At 69.8% G+C, this 23,058-nt stretch carries 15 protein-coding genes, 1 tRNA gene and 1 pseudogene; 12 read left to right on the top strand and 5 right to left on the bottom strand.

The genetic code is table 11. The annotated features are described in order from the left end of the window. Window positions 1-15: 15 nt before the first annotated feature. From fdh to ACFFIO_RS06095, 4 genes and pseudogenes are all read left to right on the top strand, one after another. Window positions 16-3,426: pseudogene (fdh, locus tag ACFFIO_RS06110) on the top strand (formate dehydrogenase); the annotation flags it as partial. A 141-nt stretch (window positions 3,427-3,567) separates the two neighbouring features. After that, window positions 3,568-4,788: a 4Fe-4S dicluster domain-containing protein gene (locus tag ACFFIO_RS06105; protein WP_378040697.1), complete on the top strand. Its 1,221-nt coding sequence runs from the start codon at window positions 3,568-3,570 to the stop codon at window positions 4,786-4,788. After that, window positions 4,785-5,951, top strand: a complete 1,167-nt coding sequence (nrfD, locus tag ACFFIO_RS06100; protein ID WP_378040696.1) for an NrfD/PsrC family molybdoenzyme membrane anchor subunit — start codon at window positions 4,785-4,787, stop codon at window positions 5,949-5,951. The genes ACFFIO_RS06105 and nrfD overlap by 4 nt, the downstream gene beginning before the upstream one ends. A gap of 82 nt (window positions 5,952-6,033) precedes the next feature. Continuing rightward, window positions 6,034-7,494, top strand: a complete 1,461-nt coding sequence (locus tag ACFFIO_RS06095) for a sugar porter family MFS transporter (RefSeq protein WP_378040695.1) — start codon at window positions 6,034-6,036, stop codon at window positions 7,492-7,494. On the opposite strand, the gene selD is transcribed toward ACFFIO_RS06095, so the two are convergent. Then, window positions 7,451-8,461, bottom strand: a complete 1,011-nt coding sequence (gene selD, locus ACFFIO_RS06090; RefSeq protein ID WP_378040694.1) for a selenide, water dikinase SelD — start codon at window positions 8,459-8,461, stop codon at window positions 7,451-7,453. The genes ACFFIO_RS06095 and selD overlap by 44 nt on opposite strands. A gap of 69 nt (window positions 8,462-8,530) precedes the next feature. On the opposite strand from selD, the gene ACFFIO_RS06085 reads away from it, so the two are divergent. From ACFFIO_RS06085 to ACFFIO_RS06070, 4 genes are all read left to right on the top strand, one after another. Then, window positions 8,531-8,625, top strand: a tRNA-Sec gene (locus ACFFIO_RS06085). Window positions 8,626-8,697: 72 nt separating this feature from the next. Next, window positions 8,698-10,149, top strand: a complete 1,452-nt coding sequence (selA, locus tag ACFFIO_RS06080; RefSeq protein WP_378040693.1) for an L-seryl-tRNA(Sec) selenium transferase — start codon at window positions 8,698-8,700, stop codon at window positions 10,147-10,149. Window position 10,150: 1 nt separating this feature from the next. Then, the gene (selB, locus tag ACFFIO_RS06075; RefSeq protein WP_378040692.1) at window positions 10,151-11,965 is read left to right on the top strand and encodes a selenocysteine-specific translation elongation factor; all 1,815 of its coding nucleotides are present in this window, start codon (window positions 10,151-10,153) and stop codon (window positions 11,963-11,965) included. Between the two features lie 144 nt (window positions 11,966-12,109). Then, complete coding sequence (locus tag ACFFIO_RS06070; RefSeq protein ID WP_378040691.1) at window positions 12,110-13,432, top strand: Na+/H+ antiporter family protein; 1,323 nt, start codon at window positions 12,110-12,112, stop codon at window positions 13,430-13,432. A 22-nt stretch (window positions 13,433-13,454) separates the two neighbouring features. Here ACFFIO_RS06070 and ACFFIO_RS06065 read toward each other — a convergent pair whose 3' ends face one another. Continuing rightward, a complete protein-coding gene (locus tag ACFFIO_RS06065) occupies window positions 13,455-14,072 on the bottom strand; it encodes a GNAT family N-acetyltransferase (protein WP_378040690.1) in 618 nt (205 codons plus the stop codon). 412 nt (window positions 14,073-14,484) lie between these two features. Here ACFFIO_RS06065 and ACFFIO_RS06060 point away from each other — a divergent pair, with 412 nt between their 5' ends. Then, window positions 14,485-15,318, top strand: coding sequence for an alpha/beta hydrolase (locus tag ACFFIO_RS06060; protein ID WP_378040689.1), 834 nt, complete (start codon window positions 14,485-14,487; stop codon window positions 15,316-15,318). A 14-nt stretch (window positions 15,319-15,332) separates the two neighbouring features. Here ACFFIO_RS06060 and ACFFIO_RS06055 read toward each other — a convergent pair whose 3' ends face one another. Further along, window positions 15,333-17,051, bottom strand: a complete 1,719-nt coding sequence (locus ACFFIO_RS06055) for a CocE/NonD family hydrolase (RefSeq protein WP_378040688.1) — start codon at window positions 17,049-17,051, stop codon at window positions 15,333-15,335. A gap of 196 nt (window positions 17,052-17,247) precedes the next feature. On the opposite strand from ACFFIO_RS06055, the gene ACFFIO_RS06050 reads away from it, so the two are divergent. The 3 genes from ACFFIO_RS06050 to ACFFIO_RS06040 all read left to right on the top strand — a co-directional run bounded on the left by ACFFIO_RS06050 (window position 17,248) and on the right by ACFFIO_RS06040 (window position 20,714). Beyond that, entirely contained in the window at window positions 17,248-18,186 is a 939-nt protein-coding gene (locus tag ACFFIO_RS06050) for an MBL fold metallo-hydrolase (RefSeq protein ID WP_378040687.1), read from the top strand. A gap of 41 nt (window positions 18,187-18,227) precedes the next feature. Then, complete coding sequence (locus tag ACFFIO_RS06045; protein WP_378040686.1) at window positions 18,228-18,791, top strand: TetR/AcrR family transcriptional regulator; 564 nt, start codon at window positions 18,228-18,230, stop codon at window positions 18,789-18,791. 273 nt (window positions 18,792-19,064) lie between these two features. After that, entirely contained in the window at window positions 19,065-20,714 is a 1,650-nt protein-coding gene (locus tag ACFFIO_RS06040; protein ID WP_378040685.1) for an MFS transporter, read from the top strand. Between the two features lie 109 nt (window positions 20,715-20,823). Here the strand turns inward: ACFFIO_RS06040 and ACFFIO_RS06035 are convergent, their stop codons facing one another. Then, window positions 20,824-21,786 (bottom strand): alpha/beta hydrolase, encoded by a 963-nt coding sequence (locus tag ACFFIO_RS06035; RefSeq protein WP_378040684.1) that lies wholly within the window; start codon window positions 21,784-21,786, stop codon window positions 20,824-20,826. A gap of 146 nt (window positions 21,787-21,932) precedes the next feature. Beyond that, window positions 21,933-23,048, bottom strand: a complete 1,116-nt coding sequence (locus ACFFIO_RS06030; RefSeq protein WP_378040683.1) for an FAD-dependent monooxygenase — start codon at window positions 23,046-23,048, stop codon at window positions 21,933-21,935. Window positions 23,049-23,058 lie beyond the last annotated feature (10 nt).

Raw genomic sequence — 23,058 nt, 5'->3', positions numbered from 1 at the left:
ACTAGGGTGGGGCGCATGTCACGGAAGACTCCAATGGGATGGCCGGTGCTCCGGCAATTCCTGGGCGGCGACCCCCTGGGCCGCAGTTCTTCCGTGGTGTCCAGGAAGACCACGGAGATCACCCCGCGCACCACCACGGCGGATCACGCCGTCCAGAGCGTGTGTCCCTACTGCGCCGTCGGTTGCGGACAGAAGGTCTTCGTCTCGGACGAGAAGGTCGTCCAGATCGAGGGAGACCCGGAATCGCCGATCTCCCGCGGCCGATTGTGCCCCAAGGGCTCGGCCAGTGAGCAGCTCGTCAACTCGGACACCCGCCAGACGACGGTCCTGTACCGCGCCCCGCGCGCCAAGGACTGGCAGGAGATGGACCTGGAGACGGCCACGGAGATGGTGGTCGACCGGTTCCTCGAGTCACGCCGCAACAAATGGCAGGACGTGGACGAACACGGACGTCATCTCGGGCGCACCATGGGCATCGCCTCCCTCGGTGGGGCCACTCTGGACAACGAAGAGAACTACCTGATCAAGAAGCTCTTCACCGCGGCCGGAGCGATCCAGATCGAGAACCAGGCCCGTATTTGACACTCCGCCACGGTCCCCGGTCTGGGGACCTCCTTCGGGCGCGGCGGCGCCACCCAAACGCTGCAGGACATGGCCAACGCTGACTGCATCATCATCCAGGGCTCGAACATGGCCGAAGCCCACCCCGTGGGCTTCCAATGGGTGACCGAGGCGAAGGCCCGCGGCGCCAAGGTCATCCACGTCGATCCCCGGTTTTCCCGGACCTCGGCCGTGGCGGACAAGCACGTCCCGATCCGGGCCGGCTCGGACATCGTCCTGCTGGGCGCGCTGATCAACTACGTGATCCAGCACGAGAAGTGGTTCAAGGACTACGTGGTCGCGTACACGAACGCCGCGTCCGTCATCAATGAGGACTTCCGGGACACCGAGGACCTGGACGGCCTGTTCTCCGGCTTCGACCCGGAGACCGGCGGCTATGACATGTCCAGCTGGTCCTATGAGCCCGATCGCTCCGCGCACTTGGGAAACCCCGGAGATCCAAGCGACTCAGGAGCCACAACAGCCGCAGTGAACGACGGCGACGGCCCGGCCGAGCAGGACGGCGCCGAGGAGACCACTGAGGCCGCCGGAGACCAGTACGGCATGGGCGGGCCTGAGCTGGACGTGAGCAAGCCGCGGCGGGACGAGACGCTGCAGCACCCGCGTTCGGTGTTCCAGATCCTCAAGCGGCACTACTCGCGGTACACCCCGGAGATGGTGCGGGACGTCTGCGGCATCTCCATCGAGGACTTCGAATTGCTGGCCCGGACCGTCACGGAGAACTCCGGGCGGGAGAGGACCACGTGCTTCGCCTATGCCGTCGGCTGGACCCAGCACACGGTCGGCGCCCAGTACATCCGCACCGCCACGATCCTGCAGTTGCTGCTGGGCAACATGGGCCGTCCGGGCGGCGGCATCATGGCCCTGCGCGGTCACGCCTCGATCCAGGGCTCCACGGATATCCCCACCCTCTTCAACCTGCTGCCCGGCTACCTCCCGATGCCGACCGTGGAGAAGGAGGACCTGACCACCTACCTGGACGGGATCGCCTCGAAGAAGCAGAAGGGCTACTGGGCCAATGCGGACGCCTACACCATCAGCCTGCTCAAGGCCTGGTGGGGAGACGCCGCCACCGAGGAGAACGACTGGGGCTACGGCTACCTGCCGCGGCTGACCGGGCCACACGGGACCTACCAGACGGTCGAGGGCATGATGGCCGGGGAGGTCGAGGGCTATTTCATCCTCGGACAGAACCCCGCAGTGGGTTCCGCCAACGGCCGCATGCAGCGGATGGGCATGGCGAACCTGAAGTGGCTCGTGGTCCGCGACTTCCAGCTGATCGAGTCCGCCACCTGGTGGAAGGACGGGCCGGAGATCGAGACCGGTGAGCTGCGCACCGAGGACATCGAGACCGAGGTGTTCTTCTTCCCTGCGGCGAACCATGTGGAGAAGGCCGGCACCTTCACCCAGACCCAGCGGCTGGTGCAGTGGCGTCACCAGGCGGTGCAGCCACCGGGGGACGCGCAGAGCGAGCTGCAGTTCTTCTACGAGGTCGGCCAGCGCATCCGGGCCCGCCTGGCCGGCTCCACTGATCCGCGAGACCGCGCCCTGCTGGACCTGACCTGGGACTACCCGGTGGACGAACACGGCGAACCGGATGGGGATGCCGTGTTGCAGGAGATCAACGGACGGCACCTGACCGGTCCCGACGCCGGCAAGCACCTGTCCACGTTCAATGAGATGAAGGCGGACGGCTCCACCGAGGGCGGCTGCTGGATCTACACGGGCGTCTACGCGGACGGCATCAACCACGCCGCGGACCGGGAGACCGGTGTGGCGGACGGACCGGCCGGCAAGGAGTGGGGCTGGGCCTGGCCGGCCAACCGCCGCATCCTCTACAACCGCGCCTCTGCGGACCCCGAGGGCAAGCCGTGGAGTGAGCGCAAGAAGCTCGTCTGGTGGGACGAGGAACAGGGCCGCTGGGTCGGCAATGACGTGCCCGACTTCCCGGTCACCCTGGCCCCCGGCACGATGCCGGACCCGGAGGCCGGCGGTCCTGCGGCACTGGCCGGGGACGACGCGTTCATCATGCAGGCCGACGGCAAGGGCTGGCTGTTCGCCCCGAAGGGCATGGTGGACGGGCCCTTGCCCACGCACTACGAGGCCCAGGAGTCCCCGGTCCCGAACGTGATGTACGCGCAGCAGCACAACCCCACCCGGGTGACCGTGCCGCGTTCCGACAACTACAGCAAGCCCAGTGCGGGGATGCCCGGTGCGGACGTGTATCCGTTCCTCTTCACCACCTACCGGCTGACCGAGCACCACACGGCCGGCGGCATGAGCCGCTGGCTGCCGTACCTGTCCGAGCTGCAGCCCGAGATGTTCTGCGAGGTCTCACCGGAGCTGGCGGCCGAGCGCGGGCTGGAGCCCTACGGCTGGGCGACCATCGTCTCGCCGCGGGCGGCCATCGAGGCGAAGGTGCTCGTCACCGAACGCATGCGGCCGCTGAGGATCGGCGGGGCGGACGGGCAGACCGTCCACCAGATCGGCTTGCCCTACCACTGGGGAGTGGGCGGCAACGCCGTGGTCAGCGGGGATTCCGCCAACGACCTGATCGGTGTGACCTTGGATCCGAACGTGCTCATCCAGGGTTCCAAGGTGGGTGCCTGTGACATCATCCCGGGCCGTCGGCCCCGCGGTACCGACCTGTTGGACTTGGTCACCGGCTACCAGCGGCGGGCGGGCCTGACGGTTGACAGCGGCAACGAGGGCGTGACGGGATCCGGTGAGGACGCCGGTCCGGCGGCGGACCCGATGGCACCGCCGGAGATGACGAGCGCACGGCCGCACCCGCCCGCGGACGGGCCGGTGGTGCCGCACGATCCACCGGGTCCGCTCGGCCGGCATCCGGGCCAGCTGGGCAGGCAGCAACCGAGCCAACAACCCGGACAGCAACCCAGCCACCAACCCCCGGCCACAGAACCACGCATAGGAAGGGAGGACTAGATGGTGCAGCTGACCCAGGGGCCGGATGCGGCGGTGGAGGGCAACCCCACGGCGGACGCCCACTACGAGCACCCGCACCCGCGCAAGGGCTTCTTCACGGACACCTCCATCTGCATCGGCTGCAAGGCGTGCGAGGTGGCCTGCAAGGAGTGGAACCGCAACCCGGTCGACTCGGACTACACGCTCTCCAACTCCTCCTTCGACAACTCCGAGGGCCTCGGGGCGGACACCTGGCGCCACGTGGCGTTCGTGGAGCAGGACCGGCAGCGCGTGGAAGAGGCCCGCGAATCCGGACGCGCGCTGGTCAGCCTGGGCATGCCCACCCTCCGGCGGGCGCCCGGAAGCGTGGCCGGGGGAGCGGACGACGCCGGCGCCATCCGTCCCAGCACCCGCACCGGTGCCCGCTCGGGTCCGTTGGACGGCCCGATCGACGCCAGCCTGGTCGGCGGTCTGCAGGCCGGACCCGATATGGGCGGTCTGGACGTGCTGTCCTCCCTCGGCTCGGCGGTTGATTCCTCGGCCGTGGACATCACCCCGCCGGACACTCCCGAGTTCCGTTGGCTGATGTCCTCGGATGTCTGCAAGCACTGCACCAACGCCGGTTGCCTGGACGTGTGCCCCACCGGTGCGCTGTTCCGTACCGAGCACGGCACCGTGGTGGTCCAGGACGATGTCTGCAACGGCTGCGGCACGTGCGTGGCCGGTTGCCCGTTCGGCGTGATCGAGCGCCGTAAGGACGGCATCGCCCAGCCCAAGACGGACCGGTCGCCGGCGCCGGGTGTGCACGCTGAGAAGCCGTCAAAGGCAGACAAGGCAGACAAGCCGAAGAAGAACAGGAACGCCGGCATCGCGCAGAAGTGCACGCTCTGCTACGACCGCATGACGGACGGGCAGACGCCCGCCTGTGCTCAGGCCTGCCCCACCACCTCCATCCGGTATGGCGAACGGGAGGACATGGTCGCCTCCGCGCAGGAGCGGGTGGCCCAGCTCCACGCGCAAGGCCGCACCGAGGCCCGCCTCTACGGCGCGAACCCGAAGGACGGGGTCGGTGGCACCGGGTCCGTGTTCCTGTTGCTGGATGAGCCCGAGGTCTACGGCCTGCCACCGGACCCCCGGGTCCCCACCCGGGATCTGCCCCGGATGTACGCCCGCGCCGGGATCGCCATGGCCGGCATGGTCGCCGCCGCGGGACTGGCGTTCCTCGGTGGAGGTCGCCGGTGACCACCTCCGAGTTCGACAGCTACCGCCCGCCCGAGGAACCCCGCCGGCGCCGGCGCAGGGACCGCCCGGACGGGCGCGAGAAGACGGACGGCCGGGAAGACGGCCGGGAACAGGGCAACCGCCGGCACCGCAGTGGCCTGGCCCCGTCCACCTCGGACGGCGGCCGCGAGATGGCCATGGTGCCCGAACCGCAGTTCAGCAACACCGCATCCGACTCCTACTACGGCCGTCCCATCGTCAAGGCCCCGCCGTGGGACGAGCGCGTCGCCGCCTATCTCGTGTGCGGCGGCATCGCCGGGGGATCCTCCCTGCTGGCCTTCGGTGCCCAGCTGACCGGCCGCGACGTGCTGCGCCGGAACACGCGTATCACCGCGCTGGCCGCGGCCGGCGTCGGCGCCGTGGCCCTGGTGGCGGACCTCGGACGCCCGGAGCGGTTCTACAACATGATGCGCACCGTGAAGCTGTCCTCGCCGATGAGCCTGGGCTCCTGGGTGCTGGCCGGCTTCAGCACCGGTGCCGGCGTGGCCGCGGCGGCGGACGTGGACCGGATGCTGGGGGAGAAGCTGCCCCTGGGACCGCTGCGCGGGATGCTGCGGGCCGTCGAGGCGCCGGCCGGCGGACTGGCCGCACTGCTGGGGGCCCCGCTGGCCGGGTACACCGCGGTGTTGCTCTCAGACACCGCCATGCCCACCTGGAACGACGCGAAGGAGGACCTGCCGTTCGTGTTCGTCAGTTCCGCCTCCATCGCCGCCTCCGGGATGGCGATGATCACGACGCCGGTGCGCCAGACCGCGCCCGCCCGGGCTCTCGCGGTGCTCGGCGTGGTGGCGGATGTGGTCGCCACCCGCTACATGGAGGCCCGGATGGACCCGGTCGCGGTGGAACCGCTGGAGACCGGCCGCCCCGGGATGCTGATGAAGTGGAGTGAACGGCTGGCGATCGCCGGCGGCATCGGCACCCTGCTGGGCGGCCGCAACCGCGTGGTCGCTGCGGTGTCCGGCGCCGCCCTGGTGACGGCTTCCGCGTTCACCCGCTTCGGGGTGTTCTACGCCGGCAAGGACTCCGCCCAGGACCCGAGGTACACCGTCGAGCCGCAGAAGCGGCGCCTGGCCGCCCGCCGTCGGGCCGGCATCACGGACGACTCGATCACGACCGTCCGTTAGCGGCCGTCCCTTCGAATCACCGGGGGCAAGGCGTACGGTGTTGCACATCACACCATCTGTCCTCGTCACCGCAAGGAATCCCATGGTCACCAAAGACCCCACCAGCAGGCTCAACGCCCGCGTCATCGGCATCTGCATCGCCGCTGCGCTGGGCGGTTTCCTGTTCGGTTTCGACACCTCGGTCATCAACGGCGCCGTCGATGCCCTGTCCGAACAGTTCTCGCTCGGGGCGGGTCTGACCGGTTTCGCCGTGTCCTCGGCCCTGATCGGCTGCGCCGTGGGCGCCTGGTTCGCCGGACCCGTGGCCAACCGGTTCGGCCGCGTGCCGGTGATGCTGCTGGCTTCGGTCCTGTTCCTGGTGTCCGCCATCGGCTCCGGCCTGGCCTTCGGCGTCTGGGACCTGATCGTCTGGCGCGTGATCGGCGGTCTGGGCGTCGGAGCGGCGTCGGTGATCGCCCCGGCCTACATCGCCGAGGTCAGCCCCGCCGGGGTCCGCGGCCGCCTGGGCTCCCTCCAGCAGCTGGCCATCGTCACCGGCATCTTCGTGGCACTGCTCTCCGACGCGATGTTCGCCAACCTGGCCGGGGGTGCCGCCGAACCGTTCTGGTGGGGGCTGGAGGCCTGGCGTTGGATGTTCATGGCCGAGGCCGTCCCCGCGGTCCTCTACGGGATCTTCGCCTTCCGGTTGCCCGAGTCGCCGCGGTTCCTGGTGGGTCGGGGGAAGCTGGACCAGGCCGCCCAGGTGCTCTATGACTTCACCGGGGTGGAGCAGGTCAACCTGAAGATCGAGGAGATCAAGAACACCCTGGACTCCGAGAAGCGGGAGTCCCTGCGTGACCTGGCCGGATCGTTGATGGGTCTGAAGCCGATCGTGTGGGTCGGCATCGCCCTCTCAGTGTTCCAGCAGTTCGTCGGCATCAACGTGATCTTCTACTACTCCACCACGCTCTGGCGTTCCGTCGGGTTCGAGGAATCCGATGCCCTGACCGTCACGGTGATCACCTCGGTGACGAACATCGTGGTGACCATCATCGCGATCCTGTTGGTGGACAAGGTCGGCCGGCGGCCCATGCTGCTCGTGGGTTCCCTGGGCATGGCGGTCTCCCTCGCCCTGATGGCCGTGGCGTTCTCGTTCGCGACCACCACCACGGCTCCGGACGGCACCACCAGCGCCGAGCTCGGCGGACCCTGGGCGACCGTGGCCCTGGTGGCGGCCAATGCGTTCGTGGTGTTCTTCGGCGCCACCTGGGGCCCCCTCGTGTGGGTCCTGCTGGGGGAGATGTTCCCCAACCGGATCCGCGCCGGTGCCCTGGCAGTGGCTGCGGCAGCCCAGTGGGCGGCCAACTTCGCGGTGTCCACCACGTTCCCGATGCTGGCCGACGTCGGCCTGAGCCTGGCCTACGGCCTCTATGCGGCGATGGCGGCGCTGTCCTTCGTCTTCGTGTGGAGGTTCGTGACGGAGACCAAGGGCCGGGAACTGGAGGAGATGACCGACTCGGTCAGCGTACGGCGATCCCGGACCCGCTCACCGTCTCCCCGATGACCGGGTAGCCCGGCACCTCACCGACCACGAGCAGTCCGCCCGAGGTCTGCGCATCGGCCAGGAGCAGCAGGTCGTCCTCGGTGATGCCGGCCCCGGCTGAGACATGCGGCCGCACCCAGTCCAGGTTGCGGCGCGTGCCGCCCGAGACGTAGCCGTCCCGCAGCGCCTCGGCGGCCCCCTCGATCAGGGGCACGGCGGCACGGTCGATCACGGCGCCGACGCCGGAGGCCCGGGCCATCTTGTGCAGGTGTCCGAGCAGCCCGAAGCCGGTGACGTCCGTGGCGGCGGTGCGGCCCGCGGCGAGGGCGGCCTCGGCGGCGTCCTTGTTCAGGGAGGTCATCGACTCGATGGCGGCCGGGGAGGGCTCGCCGGTCTGCTTCACCCGGTTGTTCAACAGTCCGACGCCGATCGGTTTGGTCAGGGTGATCGGCAGCCCGGGCTGCGCGGCGTCGTTGCGCAGCAGCCGGTCCGGATGGGCAGTACCGGTCACGGCCATGCCGTAGATCGGTTCAGGGTTGTCGATGGTGTGGCCGCCGATGACGGGGGTGCCGGCGAGCCGGGCCACGTCGAGACCCCCGCGGAGCACCTCGGTCAGGACCTCCATCGGCAGCACGCCCCGGGGCCAGCCCACGAGGTTGATCGCGACCACGGGGATGCCGCCCATCGCGTAGATGTCCGAAAGGGCGTTGGCGGCAGCGATCCGGCCCCAGTCGTAGGCGTCATCCACCATGGGGGTGAAGAAGTCCGCGGTGGACAGGACGGCCAGTCCGTCCCGGACCAGCACGGCGGCGGCATCGTCACCGTCGTCCAGGCCCACGATGACGCCCGGATTCGTCTGGCCGCCGAGCCCGCGGACGGCCTCTTCCAACTCACCCGGCGGGATCTTGCACGCGCAGCCGCCGCCATGGCCGTACTGGGTGAGCCGGATCTGGGAAATGTCGTCACGAGTGGTCGCGTTGGGCTCCATGGCCACACCCTAGCCCGCTGCCTGACCCGTTGCCGGGCCCGCTATGGATCTGCTGGTAGTTTCAGGGACGGAAGCGTCTGTGTCCTGGTGGTCACCCCGGTCTTCAAAACCGGTGAGACCGAGTATCTCGGTCTGGCGGGTTCGATTCCCGTCCGCTTCCGCCAACGTCACCCCACGCCCGCCGGCACGGCCTGGTCGATCACCATCACCGCAGGGCGGTACCGGAAGGAGAACCCGTGACCGCTGTACCATCGGGGCGCTCGGAGGATCCCCGGCGCCGGATCCCGCGCACGGACACCCTGCTGACCCTGCCGGAGGTCGTCGACGCGCGGTCCCGCCTCAGCGAGGCGGTTCTCCGGTCGCTGATCACGCAGGCCCAGTCCCGCGCCCGGAGCGGAGAGATTACCCCAGAGGACGTGCCACCGGTCGTCCGCGCCGCCGTCGCCTCCCGGACCGCCACCACCCTTCGGCCCGTCCTCAACGCGACCGGTGTGGTGGTTCACACGAACCTGGGCCGGGCCCCGCTCTCACCGGCCGCCGTGGAGGCACTCGTCGCCTCCAGCGGTTACGTGGACGTCGAACTGGATCTCGTGAGCGGCCAGCGCTCGAAACGTGGCACCGGCACCCGGCAAGCCCTGCTCGCCGCAGTCCCCGCTGCCGTGCACGAGGCCATCCCGGAAGGCCTGGACGCCCTCGTCGTCAACAACGGGGCCGCGGCCCTCGTTCTGGCCACCACGGCCCTCGCCGGGACCGGGGAGCTCATCGTCAGCCGCGGCGAACTCGTGGAGATCGGTGCCGGCTTCCGCCTGCCGGACCTCATCGCCTCCACCGGGACCCGGCTGCGCGAGGTCGGCACCACCAACCGCACCCACCGGGCCGACTATGCCGACGCCATCGGCCCGCAGACCACCGGCCTGCTCAAGGTCCACCCCAGCAACTTCCGCGTCGACGGCTTCACCTCCTCCGTCTCGATCGCGGAACTGCGCACGCTGGTTGACGAGGCGGCGGCCGACAGCGGCGACGGTCGGTCGTTGCCGCTCATCGTGGACATCGGCAGCGGCCTCCTCACACCGGACCCCCTGCTGCCGGACGAACCGGACCTGTCCGGCGCCCTGACCGCAGGGGCGGACGTCGTGATCGCCAGCGGGGACAAACTGCTCGGCGGGCCGCAGGCCGGGATCCTGCTGGGCCGCCGCCGCACCATCCAGCGGCTGGCCACGCACCCGCTCGCCCGCGCCGTGCGGGCGGACAAGCTGACCCTGGCCGCGTTGGAGGCCACCCTCACCGGCGGGCCCAGCCCGGTCACCCGGTCCCTGCACGCGGCCCCCGCGCGACTGCGCGAGCGCGCGGACCTGCTCGCTGCCGCTGTCGACGCACCGGTGGTGGCGCACGAGGGCCGCGTCGGGGGAGGGGGCGCCCCGGGGGTCCCCCTGGCCGGGTGGGCGGTCCGTCTCCCCGAGGAACTGGCCCCACTGCTGCGCACCGGGGAGCCCGCCGTGCTGCCCCGAGTCCATGACGGTGCGTGCCTGGTGGACCTGCGCTGCATCCCCGAGTCCGACGACGGCCGGCTGGCCAGCGCGGTCCGCGCCGCCCAGGCACTCCTCGCCAGCACCAGCAGTCCTGGCAGCACACGCAGCACCGGCAGCACCGGCGATCATCCCGACCAGCCGCTCGGACCCGGGCACTGACATGTACGTCGTCGCCACCGCGGGCCACGTGGACCACGGCAAATCCACCCTCGTCCGCGCCCTGACCGGCATGGAGCCGGACCGCTGGGCCGAGGAGAAGCGCCGGGGGCTGACCATCGACCTCGGATTCGCCTGGACCACCCTGCCCTCGGGGGCGGGTGTGGCCTTCGTGGACGTCCCCGGCCACGAGCGGTTCCTCGGCAACATGCTCGCCGGCCTCGGCCCGGCCCCGGCCGTCTGCTTCATCGTCGCGGCGGACGAGGGCTGGCAGGCCCAGTCCGCTGACCATCGGGACGCCATCGCCGCCCTCGGGATCGAGCACGGGCTCATCGTGATCACCAAGGCGGACCGCGCCCCGGAGCGGGTGGACGCCGTGCTGGCGCAGACCCGTGCCGAGCTCGCCGGAACCGCGCTGGCCGGGGTGCCGGCCGTCGTCGTGTCCGCCGTGACCGGTGCGGGACTGGAGGACCTGCGGCACCAGCTGGGCCGCGTGCTGGCGGACCTTCCCGCGCCCGCGGTGGCAGGACGTGTCCGGTTCTGGGTGGACCGCTCGTTCACCGTCAAGGGCTCCGGCGCGGTGGTGACCGGCACCCTGACGGCCGGGACCCTGGCCGAGAACGACCGGCTCGAGGTGCTCGGCGCCGACTCCCCGCGTGCCGTCTCGGTGCGTGCCCTGCACAGCCGCCATCGCCCGCACCCATCGATCGGGCCGACCCAGCGCGTGGCCGTGAACCTGCGCGGCACCACCGCCGAGGAGGTCCACCGGGGGGATGCCCTGGTGACGCCCGGAGCCTGGCCGGTGGCCGGCGTCGTGGACATCCGGCGCACCACCGGCGCCGATCTCACGGAGGCGCCCGGGCAGTTGCTGGTGCATGTCGGCACGGCGACGGTGCCCGCGCACGTGCGGCCCTTCAACGCCGGGCACGCCCGGCTCACGTTCGATCGGACCCTCCCGCTGGTGCCGGGAGACCGGCTGGTGCTGCGTGACCCCGGCAGTCGTTCGGTGTTCGGTGGTGCCCAGGTGCTGGACGTGGACCCGCCGGAACTCACCCGGCGCGGGGCCGGTACCCGGCACGCGGCCTGCCTGGAGACGGTGCCCGACGGCGGCGACGCCCGACTCGAGGTCGTGCGGCGGAGTGCGGTGCGGGTGGGGTTCCTCCAACGACTCGGACTGGTGGGTCCGGAGGCGGGGGCGTGGGGTGAAGAGAACGGGATTCCGGCGGACGTCCGGGTGTTCGGCGACTGGTGGGTCCACGCCCCCGTCATGGACCGGTGGGCCGCAGGACTGCGGGATGCCGTGGAGTCGCTGGTCGGCAGCGACCCCCTGGCCGCCGGGTTGAGCCGGGGTGCGGCGGCCGCTCTGCTTGAGGTGGACGGGGACGACACCCTCCTGAACGCCGTCGTCGCTGGGGCAGGTATGGAACAGCGGGGTGGCTACATCCGCCTGCCCGGCCAAGGCACAGTGCTGGGACCGGCGGAACAGGCCATCGCCACCCTCGAACACCGCCTGGCGGCACACCCCTTCGACGCCCCCGAGGGTGACGACCTCACCGCCCTGAACCTCGGCGCCAAGGAGCTGGCGGCCGCCGAACGAGCCGGCCGGATCCTGCGGCTGGACGGGGCAGTGGTGCTGCTGCCCACCGCCCCGGGCCTGGCCATGCGCGAGCTGGCCCGGCTCGAGCAGCCCTTCACCACCAGCCAGGCCCGTCAGGCGCTGGGGACCTCCCGGCGGGTGGCGATCCCGATGCTCGAGCACCTCGACGCCCGCGGCTGGACGCGCCGGGTGGACGGCAATCACCGCGAGGTGGTGCGCTGAGGGAGCCATCCGACCGTACCTCAGCGGCCGGTACGCCCTTCGACCGGTACACTTTCGGGGGCGCGAAACCGCTGGCGCCACGGTGCACTCGTGCATTGCCACCGCGCTGTCGCATCGCCCCCACGAAACCGAGGTCCCACCACCGTGCTCCTGAATCCCGTCGTCGTCTCCGTCGTGGTCCTCGCGGCCCTGAGCCTGGCCCGGGTGAACGTGATCGTCGCCCTGCTCATCGCGGCACTGGTGGCCGGGCTGATGTCCGGACTGAGCGTGGAGGACACCATGTCCACGCTCGTCGGCGGTCTCGGCGGGCAGGGGGAGACAGCGTTGAGCTACATCCTGCTCGGCATCCTCTCGGTCATGGTCGCCCGCTCGGGCATCACAGAGAAGCTCATCCGTTGGATCCTGCCGCGGATTCAGGGCAAGCGGGCCATGACCCTGTTCGGGATCGCCGGGCTGGCCTGCTTCTCCCAGAACCTCGTTCCGGTCCACATCGCCTTCATCCCCATCCTCATCCCGCCGCTGCTGACGGTGTTCAACCGGATGAAGATCGACCGCCGGGCCGTGGCCACCGCCCTGACCTTCGGACTCAAGGCGCCCTACATGCTGATCCCGCTCGGGTTCGGGCTGATCTTCCAGAACATCATCGTGGGGGAGATGGCCGCCTACGGCATGGAGATCGAGCTGTCCCAGATCCCGCTGGCCATGGCCATCCCCGTGGCCACCATGGTGGTCGGCCTCGTCATCGCGATCCTGGTGACCTACCGGCGTCCGCGCGAGTACCGGGACGCCGCGCCGGACCTCGGGGTGGCGGCCTTCGGCACGAACGGCGCCTCTGGATCGGACACGGGATGGACGCGCCAGCACGTCGTCGTGCTGATCGCGCTCGCGGTCACCCTCGTGCTCCAACTGGTGTTCGGCTCCCTCGTCATCGCCGCACTGGGCGGGGTGCTCATCATCTTCATCTTCCGCGGGGAGAGGTGGCGGGCCTCGGATGAGCTGGCCCACGGCGGCGTGACGATGATGGGCACCATCGCCTTCATCATGCTGGTGGCCTCCGGCTACGCCTCCGTGCTCACGGAGACCGGGGCCGTGGATGACCTGGTCACCGCCGCCTCCGGCTGGATCGGGGACAGCCAGCTGCTGGCCGCAGTCGTGATGATGACGGTCGGCCTGCTCGTGACGATCGGCATCGGCTCCTCCTTCGGCACCATCCCGATTCTGGCCGCGATCTTCGTGCCGCTGTGCGCCGCCGTCGGGTTCTCCCCGCTGGCCACCGCGGCCTTGGTGGGCGCGGCCGGAGCCATCGGCGACGCCGGCTCGCCCGCCTCGGACTCGACGCTCGGCCCCACCTCGGGGCTGAACGTGGACGGCCAGCACCACCACATCTGGGACACCTGCGTGCCGACGTTCGTGCACTTCAACATCCCGCTGTTCTTCGGCGGCATCATCGCCGCGATGGTGCTGTAGCCGTCTCTCGGACGGTGGCTCGTCAGGTCAGGTCCCGGCGCATGACCAGCCGGGGCAGTCTGCTGGCCTTGGCCTCGGTGGTTCCGATGACGCGGAATCCGACGTTCTCAAACATGGAGCGGGTGCCCACGAACGCCATGGTGAGGTCCATGCGGCCCTCGGGATCCACGGGATGGGCCTCGACGGCCGGGGCGCCCCGGGACGCGGCGTAGGCCACGGCGCCCTCGAGCATTCGTGCGGTGACGCCCTGCCTGCGGTGTCCAGAACGGACAACCACGCAGATGATGCTCCAGACGGGGAGCTCGTCCACGGGGCGCATGAGCTTTGAGGCGGCCAGCAGCGGGATCTCCGCGAGGGGACCGATGCTGCACCAGCCGACCGGGATGCCGTCCCGGTACGTGACGACCCCGGGCGGGTTCTCCCGCTCGCAGAGCCGGCGCATGGCCGCCTCGCGGTCGCCGCCGCCGAGCTCCTCGATCTGAGGGGCCCGTAGCCGGTGGGACAGGCACCAGCAGTGCGTGTCCCGGCGGTTGGCGTTGATGACGTCGACGAAGTCCTCGAAGCGATCCGGAGTGACCGGATGGGTCTCCCAGACGGACTCAGTGTCGTTCGCGCGGGAGTCGGACGTGGTGGTGGACATGGCGGAGGGCCTCTCATCGTCACCACCAACCATGGCGAGGAGGGGGCCCGGGTGTCCAGATCCCACCGGACGGCCCACCGGTCTGAGGGTGTCCGCGACCTTCAAGCAGTTCGCTTTGACGAAGGTGCTGAGGCCTGGTGCGAGGTGATGACAAGCGCTACTTTAACCTCGCATGTACTGACAGAACCTCCTCCATCAGTCCTCGGAGGGGATTGCAGACGCTCGCGGCCGGTACCCGTCACGCCGTCGAGTGCATCGCGGCCTTTTCGGCTACCGACTTCCGTCAAGGCCCCGCCAGCGTCGCCGTTCCGACCTCGTCATCCACGGCGACGACGATCAGATCGTCCCGTTCGAGATCAGCAGGAAGCCCTCCGCGCAGCTGAGCACGGCCACCCGAAAGGTCATCGTCATCATGAGCACCCTTGAAGCACCCGACACGATCGTCCTCGTGCACGGCCTATGGGTCACCCCCCGCAGCTGGGAGGGCTGGAAGGCCCGCTACGAGTCTGCGGGCTATACCGTCATCACCCCGGCATACCCGGGGTTCGAGATCGAGGTGGAGGCACTCCGCGAGCATCCCGAGATCATCGCCGACCTCACCGTCCCCGAGACCCTGGATCACCTCAGCAGCGTCATCGAGGCGCTGCCGAAGCCCCCTGTCATCATGGGCCACTCCTTCGGGGGACTGCTCACACAGATGCTCCTGGCTCGTGGGTTGGGGGCGGCCGGGGCCGCCATCAACTCTGCCCCCACCGAGGGCGTCCGCGTCACTCCGCTCTCCCAGGCACGGTCGCTGTTCCCGGCGCTGAAGAACCCGGCCAACTTTCGCAAGGCGGTCGGGTTCACCCCTGAGGAGTGGCACTATGCGTTCACCAACACCCTCAACCGGGAGGACTCAGACGCCGCGTACGAGCGCTACGCGATCGCTGCACCCGGCAATTGGGTGTGGGCCTACGGTCTGCTGGCGAACTTCCAGCCCGGCCACCAGGCAACGTGGGTCGACTACTCCGTTGACCGGGCCCCGCTACTGTTCATCGGCGGAAGCAAGGATCACATCATGCCGCCCTCGGTCAACAGGTCCAACGCCAAACACTGGGGGAAGTCTCCGGCGCTCACCGAGTACCACGAGTTCGATGGCCGCGGCCACTGGACCTGTGCAGAGCCCGGTTGGGAAGACGTCGCCGACTACGCGCTGACGTGGACACTCGAGCATGCGCGGACCGGTATGGGCCGGGCGATGGCCTGACCCCTCGCCGCCGTCTACTGGGTGGTGAACGGCAGGACCAGCCGGGACGGGTGCTCGGCGTCGCGGTAGATCTTGTGCGTCACCGGCCGGCCCACCGGCAGGTGGAAGGCGTCCGGGGGCAGCAGCGAGTTGTGCTCGTCCGCCAGGGGCTCCGCGTTGGACAGCTCCGCCGTGAGCCGGTGGCCCGGCATGAAGGTGGCCGCGAACGGGTAGAGGCGGATCACGTACTCCTCGATCGTTCCCGGTTCCACCGGCACGGACCGCGTGTGCGGGTGCCGCGGATCGCCCTCGGAGGTCCGGGCCTCGTCTAGCTCGCGGTGCGAGGCCTTGAGGTAGCCGGTGGTGATCAGCTGGCGCATGCCGGTCGGAGCGTAGTCCCACAGACGCAGGATGAAGTTGGTGTCCGGCTGGTCGATCTCCACGAAGACGTGCGCGGCGCCGGTGCCGATCATCTCGACCGGCTCCTCGAACACCGGGGTGGACCAGCTGAGGATCTGGACGTCGTCGGTCACGGTCAGCGGGGCCTGGTAGAAGCCGTCCGGGTGGGCGAACTCGGTGCCCATCAGCTCCGGCTCGGTGGAGAGCGTGTGGCGCGGGCGCAGGTACAGGGGCCGGTGCTCCACCGGCTTCGGGGGCCATTGCTCGGCGGTGACGACCTCGCGGGAACCCTCCACGAACACGTCCACCGCCGGCTCGTCCATGATCCCGTTGTCGATGCCCTTGAGCCAGTAGTCGTACCAGCGGAACATCTTGTCGTGCTCCTCCACGAAGGGCCGCGACTGCATGGGCGGGTAGGAGCCGATGGTCAGCTTCTTCGGGCCCTGCACGCGGTCGAAGACCTCGATGGTGCTGTCCAGCGTCCACCCGCGGCCCTGGTCCAGCTGCAGCCAGACCGGGATGTCGATCTGGCCGGCGAGCTCGTTGGGGTTGCGCTCCTCGTACCACTCGCCGTCGAACTGGTTCATCACGATGTCGAACCAGGCCTCGTGGTTCTTCGGGTAGTTCAGCACGTGGACCAGGTTCGGCCACCCGGCCACGTCCGGGTCTGCGAGCCGCTCATCCACCTTGGCCTTCAGCTCCTCGGGGCTGAACTCCTCGATCATGCGGGACTTCACGCCGTCGGTGAAGGCCCAGCCCGAGTCGCCGCCCCGGCCCTCGCGGGCGGCCCGGGGCATGAACCACATGATGCCGCCGTGGTACGTGGTCTCATAGAAGTCGTAGTGACCGCCGGAGACGAAGACCGCCTTCAGCGAGGGCGGGCGCTCGGCCGCGGCCAGGACCTGCATGGAGCCGAAGTAGGAGATGCCGACCATGCCCACGTTGCCGTCGCACCAGGGCTGCGCGGCCACCCACTCGATGAAGTCGTAGGCGTCCTGGCCCAGGGAGACTCCGCCGGCGTTGTAGTTGCCGATGTGCTCTCCGCCGGAGCCGCCGGATCCGCGCAGGTCGCCGATCACGTGGACGTAGTCCTCGTTGACGATCCGGGCGATGTCACCGGCCTCGATGCAGCCGTCCCACATCGGGGAGGGGCGCCGCTGGGGCGGGGTGGTCAGGGCCAGGGCCTGCAGCTCCTTGCCGTAGGGGCTCAAGGCCACCAGGGCCGGGCGCGGCTTCTGCTCGGTTCCCTCGTAGGCATCGGCCACGAGCTCGAGCCCGTCCCGCATCGGGACCCGCAGGTCCTTGCGGATGGTGATCGGCGTGCCGCCGGCGTTCCAGGTGAGGTTCTCCGTCATGGGGTGGACTCCTTCTCAGCGTGGGGTCACCGTTCCAGCGGGTGATCGTGATCTCCCTGGATCGTGACATGCACATATTATTATACTAAAGTCTCGTGAGCAAGACCACAGGCGGAACGGTGCCCGGTAGGGTGACCGGACCTCCGTGCCATCCCGTTGCGTCCCTGACGGGGCGCCCGACGACAAGGATCATCAGATGTCCGCACCGGTTGCCATCCACCCGCTGGTCTCCCCATGGGGCCGGTTCGGGCTCTACAGCTTCTTCATCGACGCCCCGGAGCCCGCCATCGTGGACACCGGCATCACCACCTCGCCGGCCGAGGGCATGGTGCCGGAGCTGGAGAGGCTGGGCCGGAGCATCGAGGAGGTGCGGTGGATCCTGCTGACCCACGGGCACATCGACCACCTGGGCGGGGCGCATGCGCTGTGGGAGCTGACCGGCCGGAAGGCGAAGGTCGTGATCCACGAGGCGGACGCGCCCCTGCTGCGCTCCCGGCGGGCGCACGTGGACCAGTACCTGGCGGGGCGGAACCGGTACCTGAAGAACCCCGAGGGGGAGCAGCAGCAGCTGGCGGCCACGGCGCACGCCATCTCCGGGGAGATGGAGCCGCACGTGCTGGTGCAGGGCGGCGAGACACTCGACCTCGGGGGCGTCGCCGTCTCCGTGCGTCACATCCCGGGCCATACGCCGGGCTCGGTGGCCTACGTGGTGGAGGACCAGGACGCCGTCTTCGTGGGCGACGCGGTCCAGGTCCACGGGGCCGCCAACCACTTCCCGGGGTACGAGGACCCAGCCGCCTACCGGTCCTCCCTCGAGTACCTGAAGGACGAGGTGCGTCCGCAACGCCTGTATCTCGGCCACCCCTACCGCTCCACCGCGGGGGTCCCCTTCGAGATCGGTATGGACGCGGACACTGCTCGGGCGGCCCTGCAGGAGTCCCTCGAGATCGAGGCGCGAGTCCGCGAGGCGGCCGTCAGGGCGCTCGATGCCGGCCCGGTCGAGTCCGATTCGCCGTACTCGCCGTTCGCCTCGGTCGCCGAGGACCTCGGCTACTCCGGCGACCCGACCCTGGAGCCCTCGCCCTTCTTCACCACCCTCGGCGGTTACCAGCGGGAGCGGGGGGCCGGACGCTAGGCTGGGTGACCATGGCCAACCTCCGAGAAGCGCAAAAACGCATGACGCGTCAACTCCTGCTGGACGCCGGTGTGGAGGTCATGACGGAGAAGGGCTACGGGCCCACCACCGTGGACCAGATCGCCCTGGCGGCCGGCGCCACGCGAGCCACGTTCTACCTCCACTTCACTTCCAAAGCTGAGCTCGTCCGCTTCATCGTGGAGCGTGCCGACGAGCTGCTCACGAGCGCCGACCGGCCGCCGCTGCCGGAGATGGTCGCCTCCAACGATCCGGCGACGATCCGGGCCTTCCTCGGGCTCAAATTCGACCAGTGGCCGGAGATCAAGCCGTACATGATGATCTCCCTCCAGGCCGCCGCGGCGGATCCCGAAATCCAGGGCGCGATGGATGCCTGGCATGACCGGGCCATCGGTGCCATGGAGTCAGGGCTTGACGCCGCCGACCGGTTCGGCCCGGACAGCCGACGGATCCGCTGTGCCATGGCCTTCGGACAATTGGTCTACATGTCCCAGCGCTGGTTCCGCCTGGGCTGGTCCATTGACCGCGAGGAACTCCTCAACCGGATGACCGCTTCCTGGACCGAACTGCTGTGCGATCCCCAGTGATGGCCTACTGACCAGCCACTGAAGCTCTTCGCTGGCCCCTCGCTACGATCACTGCCCCGCCGGATTCAATCCGGCGGGGCAGTGTGGTTTCACTCACACAAATAACTTGACAGACTGTCTTGTGAGTGGTGATACTGATCACGGCTGCCCGTGGCGTCAGTCACGGGCAGCCGGAGCCTTTTTGCATCCCTGTCTCACCCGCGCTCTTCCACGCCAGTCCACCCCACCTGTCGTCTGTCCTGTGCACACACGCACCGTCTTCCAGGAGTCCCCATGACCACTTCAACTGCGGACCAGTCAGTGCCCGGTCCCGCCACTGCCGGGCGCGCCGCGCCCCACACGGCTAAGATCAACGGAACGATTTTCGCGGCGGCCGTCGCCGTCTTGGTGGCACAGCTGGCCAACGCCCTGCCGGGCGCCCTGAACGGCACGTTCCAGCAGTACTTCGGCACGGTCGGATCCCAGCTGACCTGGATCACCGCCGGGTTCATGATCCCCGTGGTGGTCTTCGAGCTGACCTTCGGCATGCTCGGTGACCGGTTCGGCCACCGCCGCCTGACCATCTTCGGTGCCGTGGTGCTCGCCATCGGCTCCCTCGTCTGCGCGCTCGCCCCGTCCGTTCAGATGATGTGGGTCGGATCGGCCATCAACGGCCTCGGCGCCGGGGCCATGTACCCGGCGTCGCTGGCCCTGGTCGCCGCCGTGACGGTCACCCCGCAGCAGCGGGCCCGGGCCATCGCCGTCTGGGCGGGCTGCCTGTCCGCCGGCGGCATCGTCGCCCCGCTGCTCGGCGGCGGGTTCGCGCAGGCCGGCGCCTGGCAGTGGTCCTACGGCGTCGTGGTCGTCCTGGGCCTAGCGGTGGTGGTGACGTGCCTGGCGTTCTCCGCCGAGTCGACCTCCCAGTCCGGGCGGCGCATGGACCTGTGGGGCCAGATCACCTTCGCGCTGGGCCTGATCCTGGTGCTGTTCGGACTGGTCCAGGGGCCGGAGTCCGGCTGGAGCACCCCCTCGGTGATGTACAGCCTGGTGGCCGGTGTCATCCTGCTGGCCGTGTTCGTGGTCATCGAGACCCGCGTGGAGCACCCGCTGCTCAAGCTCTCCCTGTTCCGCAACGTGAACTACTCGATCACCTCGATCATCGCCGTGGTGGGCATGTTCGCCTTCCTGGGCATCTGCTTCTCCTTCTCCATGTGGCTGGGCCCGGTCCAGCACCAGAACCCCATCAACATCGGCCTGCTGTTCCTGCTGCTGCAGGGCCCCGCGTTCGTGCTGATCCCGCTCATCTCCTGGCTGATGACCCGCGTTGCGGACCGCTGGATCCTCACGGCCGGGCTCGGTCTGCTGGCCCTGGGCGGCTTGCTCGGGGCCACCACCCTGGACGCCACCGACCACTCCATGGGCCAGTTCCTGCTGCCGGCCCTGCTGACCGGTCTCGGCTTCGCCTTCACCCTGAGCCCCATGACGGCGCTGGCCATCAACACGGTGCCCCGGGAGCTGGCCGGCATGGCCAGTGCCACCACCAACCTGCTGCGGGACCTCGGCTTCGCCCTGGGCCCGGTCCTGGTCGGTGCGGTGGCCCTGTCCGGCGCGGCCGGTCAGCTGGGTGCCTCCCTGGCCACCTCCACCCTGCCGGCGGACCAGCTGGGGCCTGCCCAGGGAATCTTCGAGGCAGGCGGACCGTTCGCCCTGAACTCCATCCCGGCGGAGGCCCCCGGCGGCGCGGCCGCGGAACTGGCCCTGCAGGCGCTCGGCAGCGGCTTCGGCACGGCGTTCCTCGTGTGCGCCCTGGCCGCCGCGGCCTCGGCCCTGCTCGTGCTGTTCGGCCTGCGCAGCGCCCCGGAGCCCGTCGACGCGCAGGAGCTGATGGCTGAGCCGCTGCCCGGAGCCGTGACGGCCCGGCCGGAGGGCGTCAGCGCCAGCTAGCCCCGCACCCCGCCCGGCCTGAAGGCCGTTGAACGACGGCGGCGCCTCCCCTTACGCAAGGGGAGGCGCCGCCGTCGTGGTGTGGGGATGGTGGTGACGGGTGGGCCGATCAGCCCTGGTTCAGGAAGCGCCCGACCTCCGTGAACGCCTGGTAGAGCTCCGGGATCCAGGCGAAGTTGACCATGAAACCGTGGTTGGCGCTGCCGTAGCGGCTGACGGTGGCCTCCACGCCGGCCTGGCGGAGGCGTGCGGCATAGGCCTCGCCCTCGTCCCGCAGCGGGTCGAACTGGGCGGTGATGACGAGGCCCTTCGGCAGCCCGGAGAGGTCGTCCCGGCGGATGGGGGAGACCAGGGGGTCGGCCGGGTCGGCACCGGAGTCCAGGTAGAAGGAGTTGTGGCCCACCAGCCCGGCGGTCTCCAGGCCGTAGCCGGTGGCGTTCTCCGTTCGGGAGGGGTATCGCGCGGTGCCGGCCTCGGTGAAGTCCAGGTCCACGGAGGGGTAGAGCAGCACCTGGTGGGTGATGCCCTCGAAGCCGTCGTCCCGGGCCATGCCGGTGACGGCGGCGGCGTAGGTGCCGCCGGAGCTGTCCCCGGCCACCGCGAGGGTGCCGCCGTCCCAGCCCAGCTGCTCGCTGCCATGCTCGGCGGTCCAGCGGAGCACCCCGTAGCAGTCCTCCAGACCGGCCGGGAAGGCGTCCTCTGGGACCCGTCGGTAGCCCACGGACACCACGGTCAGGCCGGACTCGGCCGCCAGGGCTCGGGCAGCGCCGTCGTGGGTGTCCAGGGATCCGGAGAAGAAGGCACCGCCGTGGAAGTACACGATCACGCCGCGCTGCTCCCGCTCGTCCGGGGTGTAGATCCGCACCGGGACGTCCCCGTGTGCGGCGGCGGCCACGGCGTCCCGCACCCGGGGAAGCTGCGGGGTGCGCTCGGCCGGAGCGGGCACACGGGACTCCTCGGCCCCGCGCCAGCCCTCGACGCTGGGCGCGGAGCCGTCGGACGCGGGGATGTGGGCGAGGATCTCGGCGATCTGCGGGTGGATCCGGGGGTCGGTCTGGGGCTGCTGGCTCATGGGGGTGATCCTTTCATCGGGGGGGGACTTCCGGGGAGTCCGCGGGAGAACCGGTGGGGGAGACGGGCATGGCGACGGCGCCCTGAGGCTCGATCGGGGTGATCGGGTCAGGGCACCGTCGCCGGGCGGTACGGGGACTGACGTGGTCAGTAGTCGATGGCTTCCTTCTCGGGGAAGGCGGTGGTGATGGCGTTGGGATCCCACGAGGCACGGGAGATCTTCTGCAGGGCCTGGGTGGGCTCCTTGCGCTCGGCGGTGTAGGCGTCGAGGGCCTCGGCCACCGTGGCGGAGGCGACCAGCTGGTCCGCGAGGATGCCGCCATCGAGCACGGCGGAGTTCGCACCCTGGCCCTGGTGGTGCAGCATGGCGTGCGCGGCGTCGCCGATGAGGGCCACGGACCTGGAGTTCCACACGTCCACCGGGTCGAGGTCATGGGCCGAGCGGGCGTTCAGCTGGTCCATGTCCAGCTTCTCCACGATCCGCTTCAGCCGGTCGTCGAAGTTCCGGATCGAGTGCAGGACCTCCTCGCGCGTGACCTGCGGGTTCCAGGAGGAGTCCTCGCTGGGAACGGTGATGTCGAAGGAGACCTGGTTGCGGTGGCGCAGCGGCAGGAAGTAGATCATGCCGTTGGTCTCCTTGTCGATGTACATCCGGAAGGCGTCATCCGTCATCAGCCCCTCGGCATCCTTTGCGTCGATGACGATCCGGTAGGCGTGGCAACGGGCGAAGACCGGCTGGTGGTCCGAGAACAGGGTGCGCACCTTGGACTTGATGCCGTCGGCGCCGATCACGAGGTCCGCGGTGACCTGAGAGCCGTTGGTGAAGGCCACGGTGGCGGAATCCCCGTGGTCCTCGATCCTCTCGGCCTTGTGGTTGAGCTTCAGCATGCCCTCGGGCAGCAGGCCGGTCAGCACGTCGATGAAGTCACCGCGGTGGATGAAGCGGGTGCTGTTGTCCTCGCCGTCGTCGTTGAGGTGCGGCCACTCCTCCGAGTGGATCAGGTTGCCCTGTGCGTCGAAGATGTCGTGGGAGGGGGAGGCCGTGGTGACGGCCGCGATGTCCTCGTAGACCCCCAGCTTGCGGAACAGTTTGATGACGGCCGGGCGAAGGCCGATGCCCGCACCGACCTCGTGGATCTGCCTGGCCTGTTCGTAGACGGTGACGTTCGCACCGATCTGGTGCAGGGCCAGCGCGGCGGTGGCACCGGCATACCCGCCGCCGATGATGGCGATCTTCAACTTCTGGAGGTCTTCAGCCTTCATGGTCTTCTCT

The sequence above is a fragment of the Citricoccus parietis genome (assembly GCF_042433045.1).
GTDB classification, from domain to species: domain Bacteria; phylum Actinomycetota; class Actinomycetes; order Actinomycetales; family Micrococcaceae; genus Citricoccus; species Citricoccus parietis.
This window is presented reverse-complemented; position numbering and strand designations above follow the sequence as displayed.